This window comes from Mycobacterium sp. NGS59 (assembly GCF_059812345.1).
The window spans coordinates 216,598-236,577 of record NZ_JCALCN010000006.1 but is presented as its reverse complement, the minus strand read 5'-3'; the positions used below and the strand labels follow the sequence as shown (position 1 = coordinate 236,577).

At 66.9% G+C, this 19,980-nt stretch carries 15 protein-coding genes; all 15 read left to right on the top strand.

Annotated features, from left to right (window positions below; translation table 11 throughout):
- Nucleotides 1-81: 81 nt before the first annotated feature.
- The 15 genes from AC5Y46_RS10075 (at nt 82) to AC5Y46_RS10005 (ending at nt 19,973) form a co-directional block, all read left to right on the top strand.
- On the top strand, nt 82-2,043 hold the full coding sequence (locus tag AC5Y46_RS10075) for a DUF6541 family protein (protein ID WP_499943130.1): 1,962 nt from the start codon (nt 82-84) through the stop codon (nt 2,041-2,043).
- A gap of 28 nt (nt 2,044-2,071) precedes the next feature.
- The gene (locus AC5Y46_RS10070) at nt 2,072-2,599 is read left to right on the top strand and encodes a bacterial proteasome activator family protein (RefSeq protein WP_499943129.1); all 528 of its coding nucleotides are present in this window, start codon (nt 2,072-2,074) and stop codon (nt 2,597-2,599) included.
- 4 nt (nt 2,600-2,603) lie between these two features.
- Entirely contained in the window at nt 2,604-3,401 is a 798-nt protein-coding gene (gene wzt / locus AC5Y46_RS10065) for a galactan export ABC transporter ATP-binding subunit Wzt/RfbE (protein WP_499943128.1), read from the top strand.
- Nucleotides 3,394-4,308 (top strand): galactofuranosyltransferase GlfT1, encoded by a 915-nt coding sequence (gene glfT1, locus AC5Y46_RS10060; protein ID WP_499943127.1) that lies wholly within the window; start codon nt 3,394-3,396, stop codon nt 4,306-4,308. Before wzt ends, glfT1 begins: the two co-directional genes overlap by 8 nt.
- Nucleotides 4,305-5,135, top strand: a complete 831-nt coding sequence (gene wzm / locus AC5Y46_RS10055) for a galactan export ABC transporter permease subunit Wzm/RfbD (protein ID WP_499943126.1) — start codon at nt 4,305-4,307, stop codon at nt 5,133-5,135. The genes glfT1 and wzm overlap by 4 nt, the downstream gene beginning before the upstream one ends.
- A 7-nt stretch (nt 5,136-5,142) precedes the next feature.
- Entirely contained in the window at nt 5,143-6,000 is an 858-nt protein-coding gene (locus AC5Y46_RS10050) for a class I SAM-dependent methyltransferase (RefSeq protein ID WP_499943125.1), read from the top strand.
- A 97-nt stretch (nt 6,001-6,097) separates the two neighbouring features.
- On the top strand, nt 6,098-6,559 hold the full coding sequence (locus AC5Y46_RS10045; RefSeq protein WP_499943124.1) for a GTP cyclohydrolase I: 462 nt from the start codon (nt 6,098-6,100) through the stop codon (nt 6,557-6,559).
- 2 nt (nt 6,560-6,561) lie between these two features.
- A complete protein-coding gene (locus AC5Y46_RS10040; protein ID WP_499943123.1) occupies nt 6,562-7,089 on the top strand; it encodes a 6-carboxytetrahydropterin synthase in 528 nt (175 codons plus the stop codon).
- A gap of 111 nt (nt 7,090-7,200) precedes the next feature.
- Nucleotides 7,201-7,686 (top strand): GreA/GreB family elongation factor, encoded by a 486-nt coding sequence (locus AC5Y46_RS10035; protein ID WP_499943122.1) that lies wholly within the window; start codon nt 7,201-7,203, stop codon nt 7,684-7,686.
- 86 nt (nt 7,687-7,772) lie between these two features.
- The gene (locus AC5Y46_RS10030) at nt 7,773-8,138 is read left to right on the top strand and encodes a GtrA family protein (RefSeq protein ID WP_499943174.1); all 366 of its coding nucleotides are present in this window, start codon (nt 7,773-7,775) and stop codon (nt 8,136-8,138) included.
- Nucleotides 8,139-8,170: 32 nt separating this feature from the next.
- Nucleotides 8,171-9,544 carry a decaprenylphosphoryl-beta-D-ribose oxidase gene (dprE1, locus tag AC5Y46_RS10025; RefSeq protein ID WP_499943121.1) on the top strand — a complete coding sequence of 458 codons (1,374 nt, stop codon included), beginning with the start codon at nt 8,171-8,173 and terminating at the stop codon, nt 9,542-9,544.
- Nucleotides 9,545-10,309, top strand: coding sequence for a decaprenylphospho-beta-D-erythro-pentofuranosid-2-ulose 2-reductase (gene dprE2 / locus AC5Y46_RS10020; RefSeq protein WP_499943120.1), 765 nt, complete (start codon nt 9,545-9,547; stop codon nt 10,307-10,309).
- A 2-nt stretch (nt 10,310-10,311) separates the two neighbouring features.
- Nucleotides 10,312-12,387 (top strand): galactan 5-O-arabinofuranosyltransferase, encoded by a 2,076-nt coding sequence (locus AC5Y46_RS10015; RefSeq protein WP_499990912.1) that lies wholly within the window; start codon nt 10,312-10,314, stop codon nt 12,385-12,387.
- Nucleotides 12,387-15,662 (top strand): arabinosyltransferase domain-containing protein, encoded by a 3,276-nt coding sequence (locus tag AC5Y46_RS10010; protein ID WP_499943118.1) that lies wholly within the window; start codon nt 12,387-12,389, stop codon nt 15,660-15,662. Before AC5Y46_RS10015 ends, AC5Y46_RS10010 begins: the two co-directional genes overlap by 1 nt.
- Nucleotides 15,663-15,806: 144 nt before the next feature.
- Nucleotides 15,807-19,973, top strand: a complete 4,167-nt coding sequence (locus AC5Y46_RS10005) for a serine/threonine-protein kinase (protein ID WP_499943117.1) — start codon at nt 15,807-15,809, stop codon at nt 19,971-19,973.
- Nucleotides 19,974-19,980 lie beyond the last annotated feature (7 nt).

Below are 19,980 nucleotides of genomic sequence, written 5' to 3'. Positions count from 1 at the left end.
TGGTCGGTAGCGGGTGCGCCAGAGACGTTCCGGCCGTTACGGCCTCCCGAGCGGGTGCACCCGGCCAGCCATACTAGTCGAGTGAGCTTGTGGTTCGGAACGCTGATCGCACTGATCCTGCTGATCGCACCGGGTGCCATCGTCGCACGTATCGCGCAGCTGAACTGGCCTGTCGCGATTGCGGTCGGCCCGCCGCTGACCTACGGCGTGGTGGCCCTGGCGATCGTCCCGTACGGTGCCCTCGGCATCCCCTGGAACGGCTGGACGGCGCTGGCCGCGCTGGCCGTCGTCTGCGTCTTGGCGACGGTCGCGACCCTGCTGCTGGCCCGCTTCCGCGACGGGGTGGCCGAGGCCGGCGAGGTGAGCTTCGGCCCCGGCCTGCTGGTCGCGGCCGGGGTGGTGTTGGGGGTGGTGCTGATCGGCTGGGCGGCCTTCGCCGGCATACCGCACTGGCAGTCGATCCCCAGCACCTGGGATGCGGTCTGGCACGCCAACGAAGTGCGCTGGATCCTCGAGACCGGCCAGGCGTCGCCCACGCACATGGGCGAGCTGCGCAACGTCGAGACCCACGCGTTGCTGTACTACCCGTCGGTGTTCCACGCGCTGACCGCGGTGCTGTGCCAGCTGTCCGGCGCGGCGGCCGCCACCGGCTACACGCTGACCTCGCTTGGGGCCGCGATCTGGCTGTTTCCGGTCAGCGCGGCGGTGCTCACGTGGAAGGCGCTGCGGCTGCGCGCCAGCCAATGGGTGACCGCCGCGACCGCGGCGACGGCGGCGGCGTTGTCGGCGTCGTTCACCGCGGTGCCCTATGTGGAGTTCGACACCGCCGCCATGCCGAATCTGGCGGCCTACGGGGTGGCCATCCCGGCCATGGCGCTGATCACCTCCACGGTCCGGCACTGGGACCGCATCCCGGTGGCGGTGCTGGCCCTGGTCGGCGTCTTCTCGGTGCACATCACCGGCGGCATCATCACCGTGCTGCTGGTGGGCGCGTGGTGGCTGTTCGAATGCCTGTGGCACCCCGCGAAGAGCCGGCTGGTTGATCTGCTGACCCTGGCCGGCGTCGGCGCCGCAGCCGGGCTGATCCTGCTGCCGCAGTTCTTGAGCGTCACCAAGCAGGAAGACATCATCGCCGGTCACTCGTTTCTGACCTACCTGAGCATGCGGCATGGCCTGTTCGATGCCGTGTTCATGCACTCCAGGCATCTGAACGACTTCCCCTACCAGTGGGGGCTGAGCCTCCTGTGCGCCGTCGGCGGGTTCATCATGCTGGTCAAGAAGATCTGGTGGCCGCTGGCGGTCTGGCTGCTCTTCATCGTGATCAACGTCGACGCAGGCACGCCGCTGTGGGGTCCGTTCGGGAGGGTGGCCGGATTACTCGGCGAGTTCTTCTACAAGGATCCGCGTCGAATCGCGGCGGCCACGACGCCATTGTTCAACCTGATGGCGGCCGTCGCCCTGGTCGCGATCGCAGTGGCGGTGGTGGGTCTAGCCAAGCGACTGGTCAAGCGGGAGGTGTCGCCGCGGGCCTGGACAACGGCCACTGCGGCGCTGATCCTCGCCGTCACGCTGGGCAGCGCGGTGCATTACTTCCCGCGACACCGTTTCCTGTTCGGCGACAAGTACGACCAGATCATGGTCAATCAGCAGGACCTGGACGCCATGGCCTATCTGGCGAATCTGCCCGGCGCGCGCGACACCAGGATCGGCAACTCCAACGTCGACGGCACCGCCTGGATGTACGCCGTTGCCGGGCTGGACCCGCTGTGGACGCACTACGACTATCCGGTTCAGATGGGCCCGGGACCCAACCGCTACATCTTCTGGGCCTACGCCAGAAAAGGCGATTCCGACAAGCGGGTCCCCGAGGCGATCAAAGCGCTCAACATCCGGTACGTCCTGGCCAGCGGTCCGACAGTGCGCGGGTTCAAGATTCCCGACGGGCTAATCTCACTGGACAAGTCGCCGTACTGGACCATGATCTACGACAACGGCGGCGCCCAGATCTACGAATGGCACGACTACGCGGCGACACACCGCTGACCAGGCACGCACGAGGACGGTGAATGGGTTGAGTACGGGCAACGACGATGACGACGGCATCGAAATCATCGGCGGCGTCGATCCGCGCCTGATGGCGATGCAGCCTGCAGAAGACGACTCCGACGAACGCTCGCTGACCGACCTCGTCGAGCAGCCGGCCAAGGTGATGCGCATCGGCACCATGATCAAGCAGCTGCTCGAAGAGGTGCGGGCCGCGCCGCTCGACGACGCCAGCCGCACGCGGCTGCGCGACATCCACGCCACCAGCATCCGGGAACTCGAGGACGGCTTGGCGCCGGAGCTGCGCGAAGAGCTGGAACGGCTGACGCTGCCGTTCAACGAGGACACACCGCCTTCGGACGCCGAACTGCGCATCGCTCAGGCCCAGTTGGTCGGCTGGCTGGAGGGCCTGTTCCACGGCATCCAAACCGCGCTGTTCGCCCAGCAGATGGCCGCCCGCGCGCAGCTGGAACAGATGCGCCAGGGCGCCTTGCCGCCGGGGATCGGAAAGCCGAGCCAAGGCGGCGGCGCGCACGGCACCGGCCAGTACCTGTAGAACCGTGTCGAGCGGCCCGCACATCGAGACCCGCGACGCGTGGGTGGAGTTCCCCATCTTCGATGCCAAGTCGCGCTCGTTGAAGAAGGCATTCCTGGGCAAGGCGGGCGGTGCCATCGGGCGCAACGCCTCCAACGTGGTGGTCATCGAGGCGTTGCGGGACATCACCATGTCGCTCGAACTCGGCGACCGCGTCGGCCTGGTCGGGCACAACGGCGCCGGGAAATCGACTCTGCTGCGCCTACTTTCGGGCATCTACGAACCGACGCGGGGCTGGGCGAAGGTGACCGGCCGGGTCGCGCCGGTGTTCGATCTGGGCATCGGCATGGACCCGGAGATCTCCGGTTACGAGAACATCATCATCCGTGGCCTGTTCCTCGGGCAGACCCGCAAGCAGATGCTGGCCAAGGTCGACGAGATCGCCGAGTTCACCGAACTCGGCGACTACCTGTCCATGCCGCTGCGTACCTACTCCACCGGTATGCGAGTCCGATTGGCGATGGGTGTGGTGACCAGCATCGACCCGGAGATTCTGCTGCTCGACGAGGGCATCGGGGCGGTGGACGCCGAGTTCCTCAAGAAGGCGCAGTCACGTCTGCAGAGCCTGGTGGAGCGGTCCGGAATCCTGGTATTCGCAAGCCATTCCAACGAATTCCTGGCCCGGCTGTGCAAGACCGCAATGTGGATAGACCACGGCGTCATCAAACAACGCGGCGCAATCGAAGACGTGGTGCGCGCCTACGAGGGCGAGGACGCGGCCCGGCACGTGCGTGAAGTCCTCGCCGAGAACGCGCGTGACTGAATCCGTGTTCGCCGTCGTGGTCACCCACCGGCGCCCCGAGGAACTCGCACGCTCGCTCGACATGCTGTGCCGCCAGACCCGGGTACCGGACAAACTGATCGTCGTCGACAACGACGATTCCGGGGACAACCGGGTGCGCGATCTCGTTGCGGGACAACGAGTCCCAGCTATCTATCTGCCGTCCCGCCGAAACCTCGGCGGCGCCGGCGGGTTCGCGCTGGGCATGTTGCTGGCGTTGGCACACGGTGCGGACTGGATCTGGCTGGCCGACGACGACGGATACGCGCACGGCACCGAAGTGCTGGCCACCCTGCTGGCGTGCGCGGACAAGTACGGCCTGGCCGAGGTATCACCGATGGTGTGCAACATCGACGACCCGGAGTTGTTGGCCTTTCCGCTACGGCGTGGCCTCGAATGGCGCAGGCGCACCAGCGAATTACGCACCGATCCTGCTCAGGACCTGCTGCCCGGCATCGCGTCGCTGTTCAACGGCGCACTGTTCCGGGCGGCCACCTTGGAGGCGATCGGCGTGCCGGATCTGCGTCTGTTCATCCGCGGCGACGAGGTCGAGATGCACCGCCGCCTGGTCCGTTCCGGTCTGCCGTTCGGCACCTGCCTGGACGCGGTGTACCTGCACCCGTGCGGCTCAGCCGAATTCAAACCGATCCTCGGCGGCCGCATGCACACCCAGTATCCTGACGATCCGAGCAAGAGGTTCTTCACCTACCGCAACCGCGGCTACGTGTTGTCCCAGCCGGGGCTGCGCAAACTGCTTCTGCAGGAATGGGTTCGGTTTGCCTGGTTTTTCCTGGTGACCCGCCGCGACCCTGCCGGCCTGCTGGAGTGGATTCGGTTGCGTCGGCTGGGACGACGAGAGCGATTCGAACGGCCAGGAGGTTCGACATGACGTTCGTTGACGCGGCCGCTCAGTCCAAGACGTTCGCCCGCGCCCGCGGCGATCTGGTCACCGGCTTCCATCGCCGCGAGCTGTGGCTGCACCTGGGCTGGCAGGACATCAAGCAGCGGTACCGCCGTTCGGTGCTGGGCCCGTTCTGGATCACCATCGCCACCGGTACCACCGCGGTGGCGATGGGCGGGCTGTACTCCAAGCTGTTCCACCTCGACCTGTCGGTGCATCTGCCGTATGTCACCCTCGGCCTGATCATCTGGAACCTGATCAACGCCGCGATCCTGGAGGGCGCCGACGTCTTCGTCGCGAACGAGGGGTTGATCAAGCAACTGCCGACGCCGCTGAGCGTGCACGTGTACCGGCTGGTGTGGCGGCAACTGATCCTGTTCGCGCACAACATCGTCATCTATCTCGTCGTCGCCGTCATCTTTCCCAAGCCATGGTCCTGGGCGGACCTGTCGGTCATCCCGGCGCTGGCGCTGATCATGCTCAACTGCGTGTGGGTGTCGTTGTGCTTCGGCATCCTGGCGACGCGCTACCGCGACATCGGCCCGTTGCTGAATTCCGTTGTGCAGCTGCTGTTCTTCATGACTCCGATCATCTGGAACGACGAGAGTCTGCGCCAGCAGGGCGCCGGCCGGTGGTCGAAGATCGTCGAACTCAACCCCCTTCTGCACTACCTCGACATCGTGCGCGCGCCGCTGCTCGGCGCCCCCCAGGAGTTGCGGCACTGGGCGGTGGTCGTGGTGCTGACGGTGGTCGGGTGGGCGCTGGCCGCGGTCGCCATGCGCCAATACCGGGCGCGCGTGCCGTATTGGGTTTAGGACGGTGATGAGTGATCCCGGCACCGGGAAAGCCGGGGGAGTCAGAAAAACCGATGCCGGCCTGCTCACCGGCGTCTCGGAGACGGCGCTGTTGACCCTGCGCGGCAGGGCCTATCAGGCGGGCCGCCCGGACGCGATCATCGACGACCCGATGGCCATCGAACTCGTCGACTCCATCGACTTCGACTTCGAGAAGTTCGGTCGCCGCAAGGGTCAGGAGATGGCGTTGCGCTCGCTGGCGGTCGACAGGTGCGCGCTCGCCTACCTCACCAAGCACCCCCGCGCCACCGTGGTCGCACTCGCAGAGGGCTTCCAGACCAGCTTCTGGCGGCTGAGCAGCGCCCTGCCGGATGCGCGGTTTCGCTGGGTGTCGATCGATCTGGCGCCGGTGATCGAGCTGCGGCAGCGACTCCTGCCCCGATCGCCCCGGATCACCGAACTGGCCCAGTCCGCTCTGGACTACAGCTGGATGGAGAAGATCGACACGAGCGACGGTGTGTTCATCACCGCCGAGGGACTGCTGATGTACCTGCAACCGCACCAAGCGCTCGGACTCATCGCTGCCTGCGCCGGTCATTTCGCCGGCGGCCAGATGTTCTTCGACCTGCCGCCAACCATCCTGAAGAAGCTGGCCCCCAAGGGAATCCGTTCGTCCAAGCATTACCGGGTACCACCGATGCCGTTCAGCCTCTCGGCGCGTCGACTGGCAGACCTGGCCGGCACCGTGCCCGGGATCCGCGCGGTGCACGATGTGCCGATCCCGAAGGGCCGGGGTGTGTTCTTCGGCACCCTCTACCCCGCGATCTGGCAGTTCCCGCCGCTCAAGCCGTTCCGAGGGGCCTACACCCTGGTCGAATTCGGCTGACGCGGAGCCCGTGCACCCGGCTCCCGGGAGCCGCGTTGAGGATCGTTCCAAGAATCCTTTGAGAATCCGCCAAGGATGCGGCCAGAGGCTATGCCGCATGCTGCGTCATGACAACGGATCCGCGCTCACCGTCGGAGCACTGCTGCAATTCCCGGTCGGCCGCGACACCGAACCGCCGGCCGAGCTCGAGTTGGTGCGGCCGATCCCGTTCCAAGCCCTCTGCGAGGAGCACCTGCTGCCGTTCTACGGCGCGGTGCACATCGGCTACATGCACAGCGGAAAACCGTTGCGGCAGGCCAAGTTCACCCGAATCGTCGAAGCATGCTCGGGCGGCATCCAGATCCAGCAACGCATGACGACCCGGATGGGTCTGTGGCTGCACCACGAGCTCGCCCCGCACGGGGTGGGCGTGCTCGTCGAAGGCGCCTACGCCTGCGCGGCGACACACACCGACTCCACCACTCTGGCGTTCTACGGCTCGCTGCGCCACAGCGCCGAGGAGCAACGTGACTTCATCACCCGCACCACACAAGAACTCGTCAAACTAGGCGCCGAATGACCATGACCGATCTCGTTTTCGCCAACAGAGTCCATACCGCCACGATGCATCGTGACGATGCCCCGATCGGCCGAACGGCGCAGTCGCATCTGCGCAGACGGTTCGGGGAACTGCGTTGCTGCCGCCGATCGTGGTCCGACGACGGCAAGGGACTGCACCTGCACGGTCACCAGCTGACGTTCGAAGTCGAATTCGCCTGTGCCGAAACCGATGCCGGCACCGGTGAGGTGCTCGGGAGCCGGCTACTGCAGGACATCCACGCAGCAGTGCGCCGGCAGTTCGAGGGCACCACCCTGATCGCCGCCAACGATCCGCAACGCGAATTGTTCGAACTGCTGGCCGAGCGTGGGGTGGTCGACATCCGGATCGTGGACAGCGCGGCAATGGAGGCCTCGGCGGCGTGGGTCTTCGACGCGGCGGAACGGATCGTCACACAGGCAACGGGCGGCCGTGTCTGGGTGTCCCGCATCGCCGCCCACGAGAGCGGCAGCAAGGTGATCACCATGACGGCGCTACCGGCCAAGGACTGAGGGCTTAGAAGGTTTTACGCCCGGGTAAACGCGTACGGAATACCAGTGACGACCAGGTTGGTTGTGGTGTATCACTGAAAAGCCACAAATCCGGACGAAAGGTCGCCGCAGGTGAGCGAGGAAGCCCAGTCAACGGACCTGGCGGCAGCGGCACGCGAGAACCTCGCCGCCGAACTCGACCGGCTCAGGCAGCGCCGCGACCGGCTGGAAGTCGAGGTCAAGAACGACCGCGGCATGGTCGGCGACCATGGCGACGCGGCCGAAGCCATCCAGCGCGCCGACGAACTCGCCATCCTCGGTGACCGGATCCACGAACTCGACCGCCGACTCAAGGCGGGACCATCCACGACGGACCCGTCGGACACGCTGCCCGGTGGCACCGAGGTGACGCTACGGTTCGCCGACGGCGAAGTGGTCACGATGCACGTGATCTCGATCGTGGAGGAAACCCCGGTCGGGCACGAGGCCGAGACGCTGACCGCGCGCAGCCCGCTGGGCCAGGCGCTGGCAGGCCACCAGGCCGGCGACACGATCACCTACTCCACCCCGCAGGGCCCGACCCAGGTCGAACTGATTTCGGTGAAGCTGCCCTCCTAGACTTCGACCCGATGATCCCGCCAGAGCCCGATGCCGTGCCGGTCGCCCAGGACCAGCACACGCACCTGCATCTGACCACCCAGGCGCTGCGCTTCATCATCACCGGTGTCTTCGCGGCCATCGTCGACTTCAGCGTCTACGTGGCGCTCTACAAAGGCCTGGGCCTGCAGGTCGACTTGTCGAAATTCATCAGCGTCGTGATCGGCACGATCACCGCTTACCTGATCAACCGGCGTTGGACGTTTCAGGCGGCGCCCAGCCGTGCGCGGTTTGCCGCCGTCATGGCGTTGTACGGGGTCACCTTCGCAGTCCAGATCGGTCTGAACCATCTGTGTCTGGCGCTGCTGCACTACCGCAGCTGGGCGATCCCGGTGGCGTTCGTGATCGCACAGGGGGTCGCGACGGTCATCAACTTCGTCGTGCAACGAACCGTGATCTTCCGCGTCCGCTGAGCCTCGTTGGGCTCGCGGTACCCTCTTTGACGATGTCGAGCAGCGATCTGTCCACCACGACCACCCGGCTCACCGGTTGGGGACGAACGGCACCCTCGGTAGCCGAGGTCCTGCGCACCCCCGACCCCGAGGTCATCGTCCGCGCGGTCGCGCAGGCCGGGCCCCGGGGCGTCCTGGCCAGAGGGCTGGGCCGGTCCTACGGCGACAACGCGCAGAACGGCGGCGGGCTGGTCATCGACATGACCGCGCTGAACAGGATCCATTCGCTGAGCGCCGACACCAGACTGGCCGATGTCGACGCCGGGGTGAACCTGGACCAGCTGATGAAGGCGGCGCTGCCGCTGGGGTTGTGGGTTCCGGTGCTGCCCGGCACCCGGCAGGTCACCATCGGCGGGGCGATCGGCTGCGACATCCACGGCAAGAACCACCACAGCGCCGGCAGCTTCGGCGACCACGTGCGGTCCATGGAATTGCTGACCGCCGACGGGCAGATCCGACACCTGACGCCCGACGGCGAGGAAGCCGAGCTGTTCTGGGCCACCGTCGGCGGCAACGGCCTGACCGGGATCATCCTGCGCGCCACCATCGAGATGACACCCACCGAGACCGCGTACTTCATCGCCGACGGCGACGTCACCGCGAGCCTCGAGGAAACCATCGCCTTCCACAGTGACGGCAGCGAGGCCAACTACACCTACTCCAGCGCGTGGTTCGACGCGATCAGCGCACCGCCCAAGCTGGGCCGTGCCGCGATCTCCCGCGGCTCGCTGGCCACCCTGGACCAGCTGCCGGCCAAATTGCAGCGCGACCCACTGAAATTCGATGCGCCGCAACTGCTTACGCTGCCCGACATCTTCCCCAACGGGCTGGCCGCCAAGTACACCTTCATGCCGATCGGCGAGCTGTGGTACCGCAAATCCGGAACCTACCGCGGCAAGGTGCAGAACCTGACGCAGTTCTACCACCCGCTGGACATGTTCGGGGAATGGAACCGGGCCTACGGTCCGGCCGGCTTCGGCCAGTACCAATTCGTCGTGCCCACCACCGCCGTCGACGAGTTCAAACGGATCATCGGCGACATCCAGAAGTCCGGGCACTACTCGTTTCTGAACGTGTTCAAGCTGTTCGGCCCGGGGAACCGGGCACCGCTGAGTTTTCCGATCTCCGGCTGGAACGTGTGCGTGGACTTCCCGATCAAGCCGGGACTCAACGAATTCCTCAACGAACTCGACCGCCGGGTACTGGAATTCGGCGGCCGGGTCTACACCGCCAAGGACTCCCGGGTGAGTGCCGAGACCTTCCACGCCATGTACCCGCGCATCGACGAGTGGATCGCGGTGCGCCGCAAGGTTGACCCGTCGGGGGTGTTCGCCTCCGACATGGCCCGACGTTTGGAGCTGCTCTAGATGGTGCTTGACGCCGTAGGCAATCCGCAGACCATCCTGCTGCTCGGAGGCACGTCCGAGATCGGGCTGGCCATCTGCGAACGGTATCTGCGCAACGCGGCCGCGCGAATCGTGTTGGCCTGCATGCCGGAAGACCCCGGCCGCGACGACGCGGTCGCACAGTTGAAGGCCGCGGGCGCGAAGTCGGTGGAGGTCGTCGATTTCGACGCGGTGGAGACCGACACCCACCCGAAGGTGATCGAGCAGTGCTTCGCCGGCGGCGACATCGATGTCGCCATCGTCGCGTTCGGCCTGCTCGGTGACGCCGAGGAGTTGTGGCAGAACCAGCGCAAGGCCGTGCAGATCGCCGAAATCAACTACACCGCAGCAATTTCGGTGGGCGTGCTGCTCGGCGAGAAGATGCGCGCCCAGGGTTTCGGTCAGATCATCGCGATGAGCACCGTCGCCGGAGAACGGGTGCGCCGGTCCAACTTCGTCTACGGGTCCACCAAGGCCGGCCTGGACGGTTTCTACCTCGGGCTCGGTGAGGCGTTGCGCGAGTACGGCGTTCGGGTGCTGGTGATCCGGCCCGGCCAGGTACGCACCCGGATGAGTGCCCACATCAAGGAAGCCCCGTTGACCGTCGACAAGGAGTACGTCGCCAACCTCGCGGTGACCGCGGCCGCAAAAGGTAAGGATTTGGTTTGGGCGCCAGCAGCATTCCGCTACGTGATGATGGTGTTGCGGCACGTCCCGCGGAAGATCTTCCGCAAGCTGCCCATCTGAGAATGCCGAGCAGACGCAAAAGCCCCCAAATCGGGCACGAATCGGGGGCTTTTGCGTTCCCCCGCAAGCGGGAGGTGCCCCCAGCTCGCGGGGGGAAGGTGCCCCCGGCTCGCGCGGGGAACGTGCCCCCGGCTGGCGCGGGGAAGGTGCTGGCCACCGCCGGCCAGATGGTCCTGGCGGCCCTGGTTGCCGTCGTGGTGTCCGTCGTTTCGCTGCTGGCCATCTCCCGAGTGCAGTGGCCGGCTTTCCCGTCGTCCAACCAGCTGCACGCGTTGACCACCGTCGGTCAGGTCGGCTGTCTGGCCGGGTTGCTGGTCGCCGGAACGGTCTGGCGGCGTGGGCGTTTCCGCCGCCTGGCCCAGTTGGGCGCGCTGGTGTTCGTCTCTGCGTTCACCGTCGTGACGCTCGGCATGCCGCTGGGAGCCACCAAGCTCTACCTGTTCGGCATCTCCGTCGACCAACAATTCCGCACCGAGTATCTGACCCGGCTGGCCGACGACCCCGGGCTGCGCGACATGACCTACCTGGGGCTGCCGCCGTTCTACCCGCCGGGCTGGTTCTGGATCGGCGGACGGGTGGCGGCGCTGACGGGGACCCCGGCCTGGGAGATGTTCAAGCCGTGGGCGATCACCTCGATCGCCGTCGCGGTCGCGGTGGCGCTGGTGCTGTGGTGGCGGATGATCCGGTTCGAGTACGCGCTGCTGGTCACCGTCGCGACGACGGCGGTCACCCTGGCCTACAGTTCGCCCGAGCCCTACGCCGCGATGATCACCGTGCTGCTGCCACCGGTGCTGGTGCTGACCTGGTCGGGCCTGCGCGCCGGCGCTCGCCTCCCCCCCGAGCGTCACGCCAGCGTGGCATCCGACACCGACGGTCACGCTGGCGTGACGCTCGGCGAAAATTCGCGCGGCGGGTGGGCCGCGATCGTCGGCGCTGGCCTGTTCCTGGGCTACACCGCCACCTGGTACACGCTGCTGTTCGGCTACACCGCGTTCACGGTGACCCTGATGGCGCTGCTGCTGGCCGCGTCGCGCTGGCGAACCGACCGGGCGGCGGCCCTGCAACCGCTGTACCGGTTGCTCGTTATGGGCGTCATCGCCGCCGCCATCGGATCCATCACCTGGTTGCCGTTCCTGCTGCGCGCGCTGCGCGACCCGGTCAGCAACACCGGCAGCGCCCAGCATTACCTGCCGGCCGACGGCGCCCAGCTGACCTTCCCGATGCTGCAGTTCTCGCTGCTGGGCGCGATCTGCATGCTGGGCACACTGTGGCTGGTGATCCGGGCGCGCACGTCGGTGCGGGCCGGCGGCCTGGCGCTCGGGGTGCTGGCGGTGTACCTGTGGTCGCTGCTGTCGATGCTGACCACGCTGGCGCGCACGACCCTGCTGTCGTTCCGGCTGCAGCCGGCGTTGACCGTGCTGCTGGTGGCGGCCGGGGTTTTCGGGTTCGTCGAGGCCGTCACCGCGTTGGCCGGCCGCAGCCGCGTGGTGCTGCCTGCGGCCGCGGCGATCGGGCTGACCGGCGCCATCGCGTTCAGCCAGGACATCCCCGACGTGTTGCGGTCCGACCTGACCATCGCCTACACCGACACCGACGGCGACGGCCAGCGCGGGGACCGTCGGCCGCCCGGCGCGGAGAAGTATTACCCGGCCGTCGACGCCGCCATACAGAAGGTCACCGGCAAACCGCGCGATGAGACGGTGGTGCTCACCGCCGACTACAGCTTCCTGTCCTTCTACCCCTACTGGGGTTTCCAAGGACTGACGTCGCACTACGCCAACCCGCTGGCACAGTTCGACAAGCGGGCCGCGGAAATCCAGTCCTGGTCCAAGCTCAAGACGGCTGACGAACTCGTCCAGGCGCTGGACAAACTGCCCTGGCCGCCGCCGACCGTCTTCGTGATGCGCCGCGGCGCCGGCAACACCTACACCCTGCGCCTGGCCGAGGACGTCTACCCCAACCAGCCCAACGTGCGCCGGTACACCGTGGACCTCAAGGCCGCGCTGTTCGCCGATCCGCGTTTCGCCGTCGAGACCATCGGTCCGTTCGTGGTGGCCATCCGAAAGCCGGGCGACTGATGGCCACCGAAACCTCACCGCAGAACGCCGAGCAATTAGCATCTACCTCCGTGGGCGATGCGGGCGCAAACTACCGGATCGCTCGGCTCGTCGCCGTCGTCGCGGGCCTGCTGGGCACCGTTCTTGCGCTGGCGACCCCGCTGCTACCGGTCGAACAGACCACCGCCCAGCTCAACTGGCCGCAGAACGGCACCTTCGGCAGCGTCGACGCGCCGTTGTTCAGTTACGTGGCCACCGACCTCGACATCAGCGTTCCCTGCCAGGCCGCCGCGGGGCTGGCGGGTCCGCAGAACGCCGGCAAGACCGTGCTGCTCTCGACAGTGCCCAAACAAGCCCCCAAAGCGGTCGACCGGGGGCTGCTGTTGCAGCGGGTCAACGAGGACCTGGTGCTGATCGTGCGCAACGTGCCGGTGGTGGCGGCGCCGATGAGCGAGGTGCTCGGGCCGTCCTGCCAGCGCCTGACATTCACCGCGCACCCCGACCGGGTGATCGGCGAATTCGTCGGCCTGCGCCAAGGCCCGACAACCGAGCACCCCGGCCAACCGCTGCGCGGGGAGAAGAGCGGCTACGACTTCCGCCCGCAGATCGTGGGTGTGTTCACCGACCTGTCCGGGCCGGCGCCGCCGGGATTGAGTTTCTCCGCGACCGTCGACACCCGCTACAGCAGCAGCCCGACCGTGCTGAAGATGGCCGCGATGATCCTCGGCGTGCTGATGACCGCGGCATCCCTGATCGCGCTGCACGTCCTGGACACCGCCGACGGCACCCGGCACCGGCGGTTCCTGCCGTCCCGCTGGTGGTCGATCGGGGGCCTGGACGCGCTGGTGATCGCGGTGCTGGTGTGGTGGCACTTCGTCGGCGCCAACACCTCCGACGACGGCTACATCCTGACCATGGCCCGGGTGTCCGAGCACGCGGGATACATGGCGAACTACTACCGCTGGTTCGGCACACCCGAGGCGCCGTTCGGCTGGTACTACGACCTGCTGGCGGTATGGGCGCACGTCTCCACGGCCAGCATCTGGATGCGGCTGCCGGTCCTGGCGATGGCGCTGACCTGCTGGTGGGTGATCAGCCGGGAGGTCATCCCGCGGCTGGGATACGCCGTCAAGAAGAGCCGGGCCGCGGCGTGGACGGCGGCCGGCATGTTCCTGGCCGTGTGGCTGCCGCTGGACAACGGGCTGCGACCGGAGCCGATCATCGCGCTGGGCATCCTGCTGACCTGGTGTTCGGTGGAGCGGGCGGTGGCCACCAGCCGGTTGTTGCCGGTAGCGATGGCCTGCGTCATCGGCGCGCTGACACTGTTCTCCGGACCCACCGGTATTGCGTCCATCGGTGCGCTGCTGGTCGCGATCGGCCCGTTGCGCACCATCCTGCACCGCCGATCCAAGCAGTTCGGCCTGCTGCCGTTGGTGACGCCGATCCTGGCCGCGACCACGGTCACGGCGATCCTGATCTTCCGCGATCAGACGTTGGCCGGCGAAGCGCAGGCCACCCTGCTCAAGCAGGCGGTGGGCCCCAGCCTGAAATGGTTCGACGAGCACATCCGCTACGAGCGGCTGTTCATGCCCAGCCCCGACGGTTCGGTGGCACGCCGCTTCGCGGTGCTGGCGTTGCTGCTCGCGCTGGCCATCGCGGTGGCGGTGTCGTTGCGCAAAGGACGGATTCCGGGCACCGCTGCCGGGCCGAGCCGGCGCATCATCGGCATCACCATCATCTCGTTCCTGGCGATGATGTTCACCCCGACCAAATGGACGCACCACTTCGGGGTGTTCGCCGGGCTGGCCGGTTCGCTGGGGGCGCTGGCCGCGGTGGCGGTGACCGGCTCGGCCATGCGATCCCGCCGCAACCGCACTGTGTTCGCGGCGGTGGTGATCTTTGTGATGGCGCTGTCTTTCGCCAGTGTCAACGGCTGGTGGTACGTATCGAATTTCGGTGTGCCGTGGTCGAATTCGTTCCCGAAGTGGCGCTGGTCGCTGACCACCGCGCTGCTCGAGCTCACGGTGATCGTGCTGCTGATAGCCGCCTGGTTCCATTTCAGCTCCACCGACGACGACGCGCCGCCGAAGACCCGCTACGGTGCGAGACTGTCGCGAATCCTGCAGTCCCCGTTGGCAATTGCGGCGTGGCTGTTGGTGCTGCTGGAGGTGACCTCGCTGACCTCGGCGATGATCTCGCAGTACCCGGCCTGGACGGTGGGCCGGTCGAACCTGCAAGCACTGACCGGCAAAACCTGCGGACTGGCCGAGGACGTCCTGGTGGAGCTGGATCCCGGCGCCGGGATGCTCGAGCCGGTTTCGGCACCGGTGGCCGACGCCCTGGGCGCCGGTCTTTCAGAAGCCTTCTCGCCCAATGGGATTCCCGCCGATGTCACCGCGGACCCGGTGATGGAACGCCCGGGCGACCGCAATTTCGCCAGCGACGACGCAGTGGTCACCGGCAGCGACCCGGGCACCGAGGGCGGCACCACCGCCGCACCCGGCATCAACGGCTCCCGCGCGCGCTTGCCGTTCAACCTGGATCCGGCCCGCGTGCCGGTGCTGGGCAGTTGGCGCTCCGGCATCCAGGTGCCCGCCATGCTGCGGTCGGGCTGGTATCGGCTGCCGCCGAAGGATCAACGCGGCAAGACACCGCTGCTGGTGGTGACGGCGGCCGGCCGGTTCGACTCGCGTGAGATCCAGGTGCAGTGGGCCACCGACGACCAGGCTGCCGCCGGAAAGCACGGCGGATCAATGGAATTCGCCGACGTCGGTGCGGTACCCGCCTGGCGCAATCTGCGCGCGCCGCTGTCGGCGATCCCCGATTCCGCCACCCAGATCCGCCTGGTGGCCGACGACGACGACCTGGCGCCGCAGCACTGGATCGGACTGACGCCGCCGCGGATTCCGAAACTGCGCACGCTGCAGGACGTGGTGGGATCCAACGATCCGGTGTTCCTGGACTGGCTGGTGGGGCTGGCGTTCCCCTGCCAGCGACCGTTCGGCCACCAGAACGGCGTCGTCGAGGCACCCAAGTGGCGCATCCTGCCGGACCGGTTCGGCGCCGAAGCCAACTCGCCGGTGATGGACAACCTGGGCGGCGGCCCGCTGGGCATCACCGAACTGTTGGCGCATGCGACCACGGTGGCCAGCTACCTCAAGGACGACTGGTTCCGGGACTGGGGCGCGTTGCAGCGTTTGACCCCCTTCTATCCCGACGCCGTGCCGGCCCGCCTGGAACTGGGCACGGTGACCCGCAGCGGGTTGTGGGATCCGGCGCCGCTGCGCAAGAGCTGACCGGTGTTTGGCGTACCGGATCCCTTGACGCCGCAGGCCGGACCGTAGCTGGGAATATGCGGCGGCGCTGTCGACACCTTGGCATATGGTGAGACGACTGCCATCGTTGGAACCTGGCTGGCTGGATCGTCAAGGGGCGGGCCGATGAAAGAAACTGCGTTCGGTCGGTACCGGCTGGAGGGGTTGCTGGGCCGCGGCGGCATGGGAGAAGTGTGGCGGGCGCACGATACGCAGACCGACCGCGATGTGGCGCTGAAGTTGTTGCCGACCCAGTGGGCGCAGGATGACGTATTCCGCCAGCGCTTTCGCCGGGAAGCACACGCCGCGGCCAGTCTCAACGAGCCGCACATCGTCCCCATTCACCATTACGGCGAAGTCGACGGTCGGCTCTATGTCGAGATGCGCCTCATCGAGGGTCAGGACCTACAGACCCTGCTCAAGGACGGCCCGCTCGCCCCGGCCCGGGCGGTGGCAATAATCGAGCAGGTCGCCATGGCGTTGGACGCCGTCCACCGCACCGGTCTGGTACATCGCGACGTCAAACCCTCGAACATTCTGATCACTCGATACGACTTCGCGTACCTGATCGACTTCGGCATCGCCCGCGCCGCTCGGGAAACCGGGCTGACCGGAGCCGGCAACATCATCGGCTCGATGCAGTACATGGCTCCGGAGCGGTTCCGCGACAACAAGGGTGATATGCGCGCCGATGTCTATGCGTTGGCGTGCGTGCTGGTGCAATGCGTCACGGGAGTCCCGCCTTTCCCCGGTGAGGATCCCGAACAGCAGATGATGGCGCACCTGACCGCGCCCCCGCCGCGACCGTCTCAGATCACCCGGGCCGTCCCTGAAGAGTTCGATGCTGTCGTCGGCAAGGGAATGGCGAAGAACCCTGACGCGCGTTACCAGACCGCGCTCCAATTGAGCGAGGCGGCTCGCCTGGCCCTGAACACCAATGTGGATGCGGGCGGATTGCCGCCGAAGCAAGCCCATGCACCCGTCATGTCGACCACCACTTCCGAAGCGCCGGAAACGATCTCGGACGACATCGCGGTGGCTGCGGGCCCTGCCCGATCCCCCGCCGAAAAGTACTCGTCGTTCGATCGCCGGTCCGTGAGATCAGGTGCAGCCATCGACGATCTGCTGGAGCGAGCTGTAGCGGCGGTCAGCGGGCCATATGCGACGTCCAAGTCTGCTGCGGTGCCGCAAGACCCGGTCGACGCCAGACCCGACGCCGGACCCGACGACGCCGACGATCTGTGGAACGAAAGCACCGGCAGCGGCGAAATCCGGCGCCTGACAATCCTTTCCGCCGAACTGGTCGGTGCAACCCGACTGGCCGCGCGGGTCGACCCGGAGACCCAGCGCGTGATCATCCGTCGCTACCGCGACAAGGTCCGCCAAATCTCGGTTCGGTATGAGGGACATCTCGCGTCCGCGACGGCGGACGGGCTGATGGTCGTCTTCGGCTATCCTCGCGCGCACGACGACGATGTTCACCGAGCGGTATATGCGGGCTTGGAGATCGCCCGCGAGCTGGAAAGCCTGAGCCGGCAAGCGAAAAGCAAGTTCGACGCCAACGTGGATGTCCGGGTGGGTATTCACCGCGGCGCGGTGCACCTGGACGACACTGAAGACGACCTGTACGGGCTCACCGCCAGTCTGGCGGTGGAAGTTTCGGCGCAGGCGCCGACGGGCGGCGTCGCCGTCACACAGTCGGTTGCGCCCCTGATCCGCGACACGTTCGAACTGGCGGAGTTGCCCGGGGCGTCGTTCAGCGTCGCCGAGGTCGTCCAGTTGTTTCAGGTGATCGGCGAGCGGGTCGACCCCGCCCCACTCCCGCGGGGTCCGCTCGTCGGCCGCCAGCGCGAACTCGCCCGGCTGCACAAGAGTTGGTCGCGGGCACAGGCGGGCACACTGACCATCCCCGCAATGGTGTTCCGCGGCGAAGCCGGAATCGGAAAGAGCAGGCTCGCGGCGGCGGCTATCGATGTTGTGCGGCGGGACTCAGGCCAAGTCGTCGAGTTGGTCGGTTCGCCTTTGCATCCTGACGTGGGTCTGCACCCGATGCGGGTGCTGCTGGAACGTCGATGTGCCATCACTCGTCTCACCGGACCCGAACAGCGGCTGCACCTTTTGCGGGTGGAGATCGAAGCGCAACGGCTGGACCCAGACGGCCTACTTCCGTTGCTGGCACCCGTGATCGGCATCGACGCCGTCCACGGCTACGAACCAGTGCCGGCCGCAGCGCAGAAACTGCAGGACTTGATCGCCGCAGCGCTGAAGCGCTATCTGCTTGCCTGCTTTCACGGCGGCCCCGGATTACTCGTGGCCGAAGACGCTCACTGGTTCGACCCCTCCACCCTCGGCCTGCTAGGCGAGGTGCTGGACGAAACCGGCGGCCGCCTGCTCGTCGTGATCACCGGCCGAGGTGACGATTGGACACCGAATCACTGGCAGGCCAAGGTGTTTGATCTGGCGCCGTTGACCGAGGCCGAATCGGACCAGCTCGCCCTGACTCTTGATCCCACGGTGAGTCCCGAAGATTGCGCGGCGGTGCGTGCCCGGTGTGGTGGTGTCCCGTTCTTCATCGAGCAGGTCGTCAGTGGGATGGATGCTGCGAACGAAGGGACCCGCGCCGCGTTACCCGACCGGTTGTATGAGCCGTTGTTCGCGCGGCTGTTGGCCACTCCCAACGTGGTACCCGTCGTCTCCGCGGCCGCCATCATCGGGCGGCAGGTCGAGCGGAATCTCCTCGTCGCGGTGGCTGCGTCGAGCGCGGATGAAGTGGACGACATCATCGATGAGCTCGAGGACGCCAAAATCCTGGAACCGCAAGGCCCGGACGCCTGGCGCTTTCGCCATGAGTTATTCCGGGAGGCGGCGGCCGAGATCGCGCCGCCCGGCGTTCGCCGGGAATTGCACGCCAAAGTCGCCGACGCGATGACCCAGGCAGCCGTCGGAACCCCGGACTGGCCGCAGGTTGCAGCGCATTACGAACAGGCCGAACGGCACGCCGAGGCCGCCTCCGCGTATGAGCAGGCCTCCGCCGATGCAAGGCGCCGCGGAGCTCTGGCCGAGGCGCGCAGTTATCTGACGCACGCCCTGAACCAACTCGGGCATTGTCCGCCAAGCGCAGACCGGGACCGTTGGGAGATAGGACCGCGTCTGGAACGGTGGTTGCTCACCGCCACGGCGGAGGGGTATCAAAGCCCCGAGGTCACCGACGATGTGGAGCGCTGCCTGCAACTCGTCGGCAAAGACCTTGCCGAGGATCAGCTGTTCGGGGTTCTGTTTGCGGTCAGCAGCTACTACATCAGCCGGGGGGACATGCGGCGGGCGAGCCAGACCGCGGATGCGTTGCGCAGCAACGCCCAAGGCGCCAAGCAGTGGTGGAGTCCCGCCGTCGACTGCATCCACGGAATGGTCGCCTTCATGCGGGGGGAATATGCCGGCGCCCGTTGCCTGTTCGAGCAGGCCACAGTCGGCTTGGCCGATGACGAGCAGCGCAACATGGACGAGTCCTGGTTCATTCCGCACGACACCGTCGCCTTGGCCCACGAGCATCTCGGGGTTTACCACCTGCTGCACGGTGACCTCGCTGCGGCCGAAGCCTCCATCGCAAGAGCGATGCAGCGGGCCGACACTCTCGGATTTCCGCTCGGGCCCTACAACCACGTGTATGCGATCGACATCGAAATCTGGATACAAACCGATGCCGGCAACTTGGATCGCGCCGCCGAGCTGGTGACCGACATGCTGGCCAAGGCCGAGCGGTACGGGTTCGTCTTCTGGCAGTTGTTCGGACTTGCCGTGCGAGCAAAAGTCGAGGCCGAAACCCTGTTGCGCTCAGCTGATCCCGATGCGGATGCGCTGACCGCTCAGATCGAGACCACAACGCAGCTGACCGACTTGTGGCGTTCGCTGGGGTTGTACGCGTACCAGACGCGCTATGACTGCGTTATCGGGCAGCTGCTGATCGCCGCGGACCGGCGCCACGAGGCCCGCGCGCGAATCGATCTCGCCCTACAAATCGCCGACGACACCGAAATGCATTTGTGGGATGCTGAACTGCTCCGAGTCCGGGCGCGCACCCACACCGATCCGGACAGCACGGCCGCGGATCTCGTTGCGGCCATGGCACTGGCCCGCCGACAGGATGCGCCCCTGTTCGAATTGCGTTCCGCGCTAGACGATTTCGAGCTCCGCGGTGACGATGCGCGAGACGTCCTCACCGAGGCGCTGGGTCGCCTCCCAGCCAACTGCACGGCACCTGAAGCGGTGGCGGCGCAGGCGATTCTCGGGTGTTAGCCCGCGC

Excerpts from the sequence above, each read along its gene's own strand:
- wzm (WP_499943126.1), top strand. The coding sequence starts at position 4,305 with ATGACGTTCGTTGACGCGGCCGCTCAGTCCAAGACGTTCGCCCGCGCC.
- AC5Y46_RS10050 (WP_499943125.1), top strand. The coding sequence starts at position 5,143 with ATGAGTGATCCCGGCACCGGGAAAGCCGGGGGAGTCAGAAAAACCGAT.
- AC5Y46_RS10045 (WP_499943124.1), top strand. The coding sequence starts at position 6,098 with ATGCTGCGTCATGACAACGGATCCGCGCTCACCGTCGGAGCACTGCTG.
- AC5Y46_RS10040 (WP_499943123.1), top strand. The coding sequence starts at position 6,562 with ATGACCGATCTCGTTTTCGCCAACAGAGTCCATACCGCCACGATGCAT.
- dprE1 (WP_499943121.1), top strand. The coding sequence starts at position 8,171 with ATGTCGAGCAGCGATCTGTCCACCACGACCACCCGGCTCACCGGTTGG.
- dprE2 (WP_499943120.1), top strand. The coding sequence starts at position 9,545 with ATGGTGCTTGACGCCGTAGGCAATCCGCAGACCATCCTGCTGCTCGGA.
- AC5Y46_RS10015 (WP_499990912.1), top strand. The coding sequence starts at position 10,312 with ATGCCGAGCAGACGCAAAAGCCCCCAAATCGGGCACGAATCGGGGGCT.
- AC5Y46_RS10010 (WP_499943118.1), top strand. The coding sequence starts at position 12,387 with ATGGCCACCGAAACCTCACCGCAGAACGCCGAGCAATTAGCATCTACC.
- AC5Y46_RS10005 (WP_499943117.1), top strand. The coding sequence starts at position 15,807 with ATGAAAGAAACTGCGTTCGGTCGGTACCGGCTGGAGGGGTTGCTGGGC.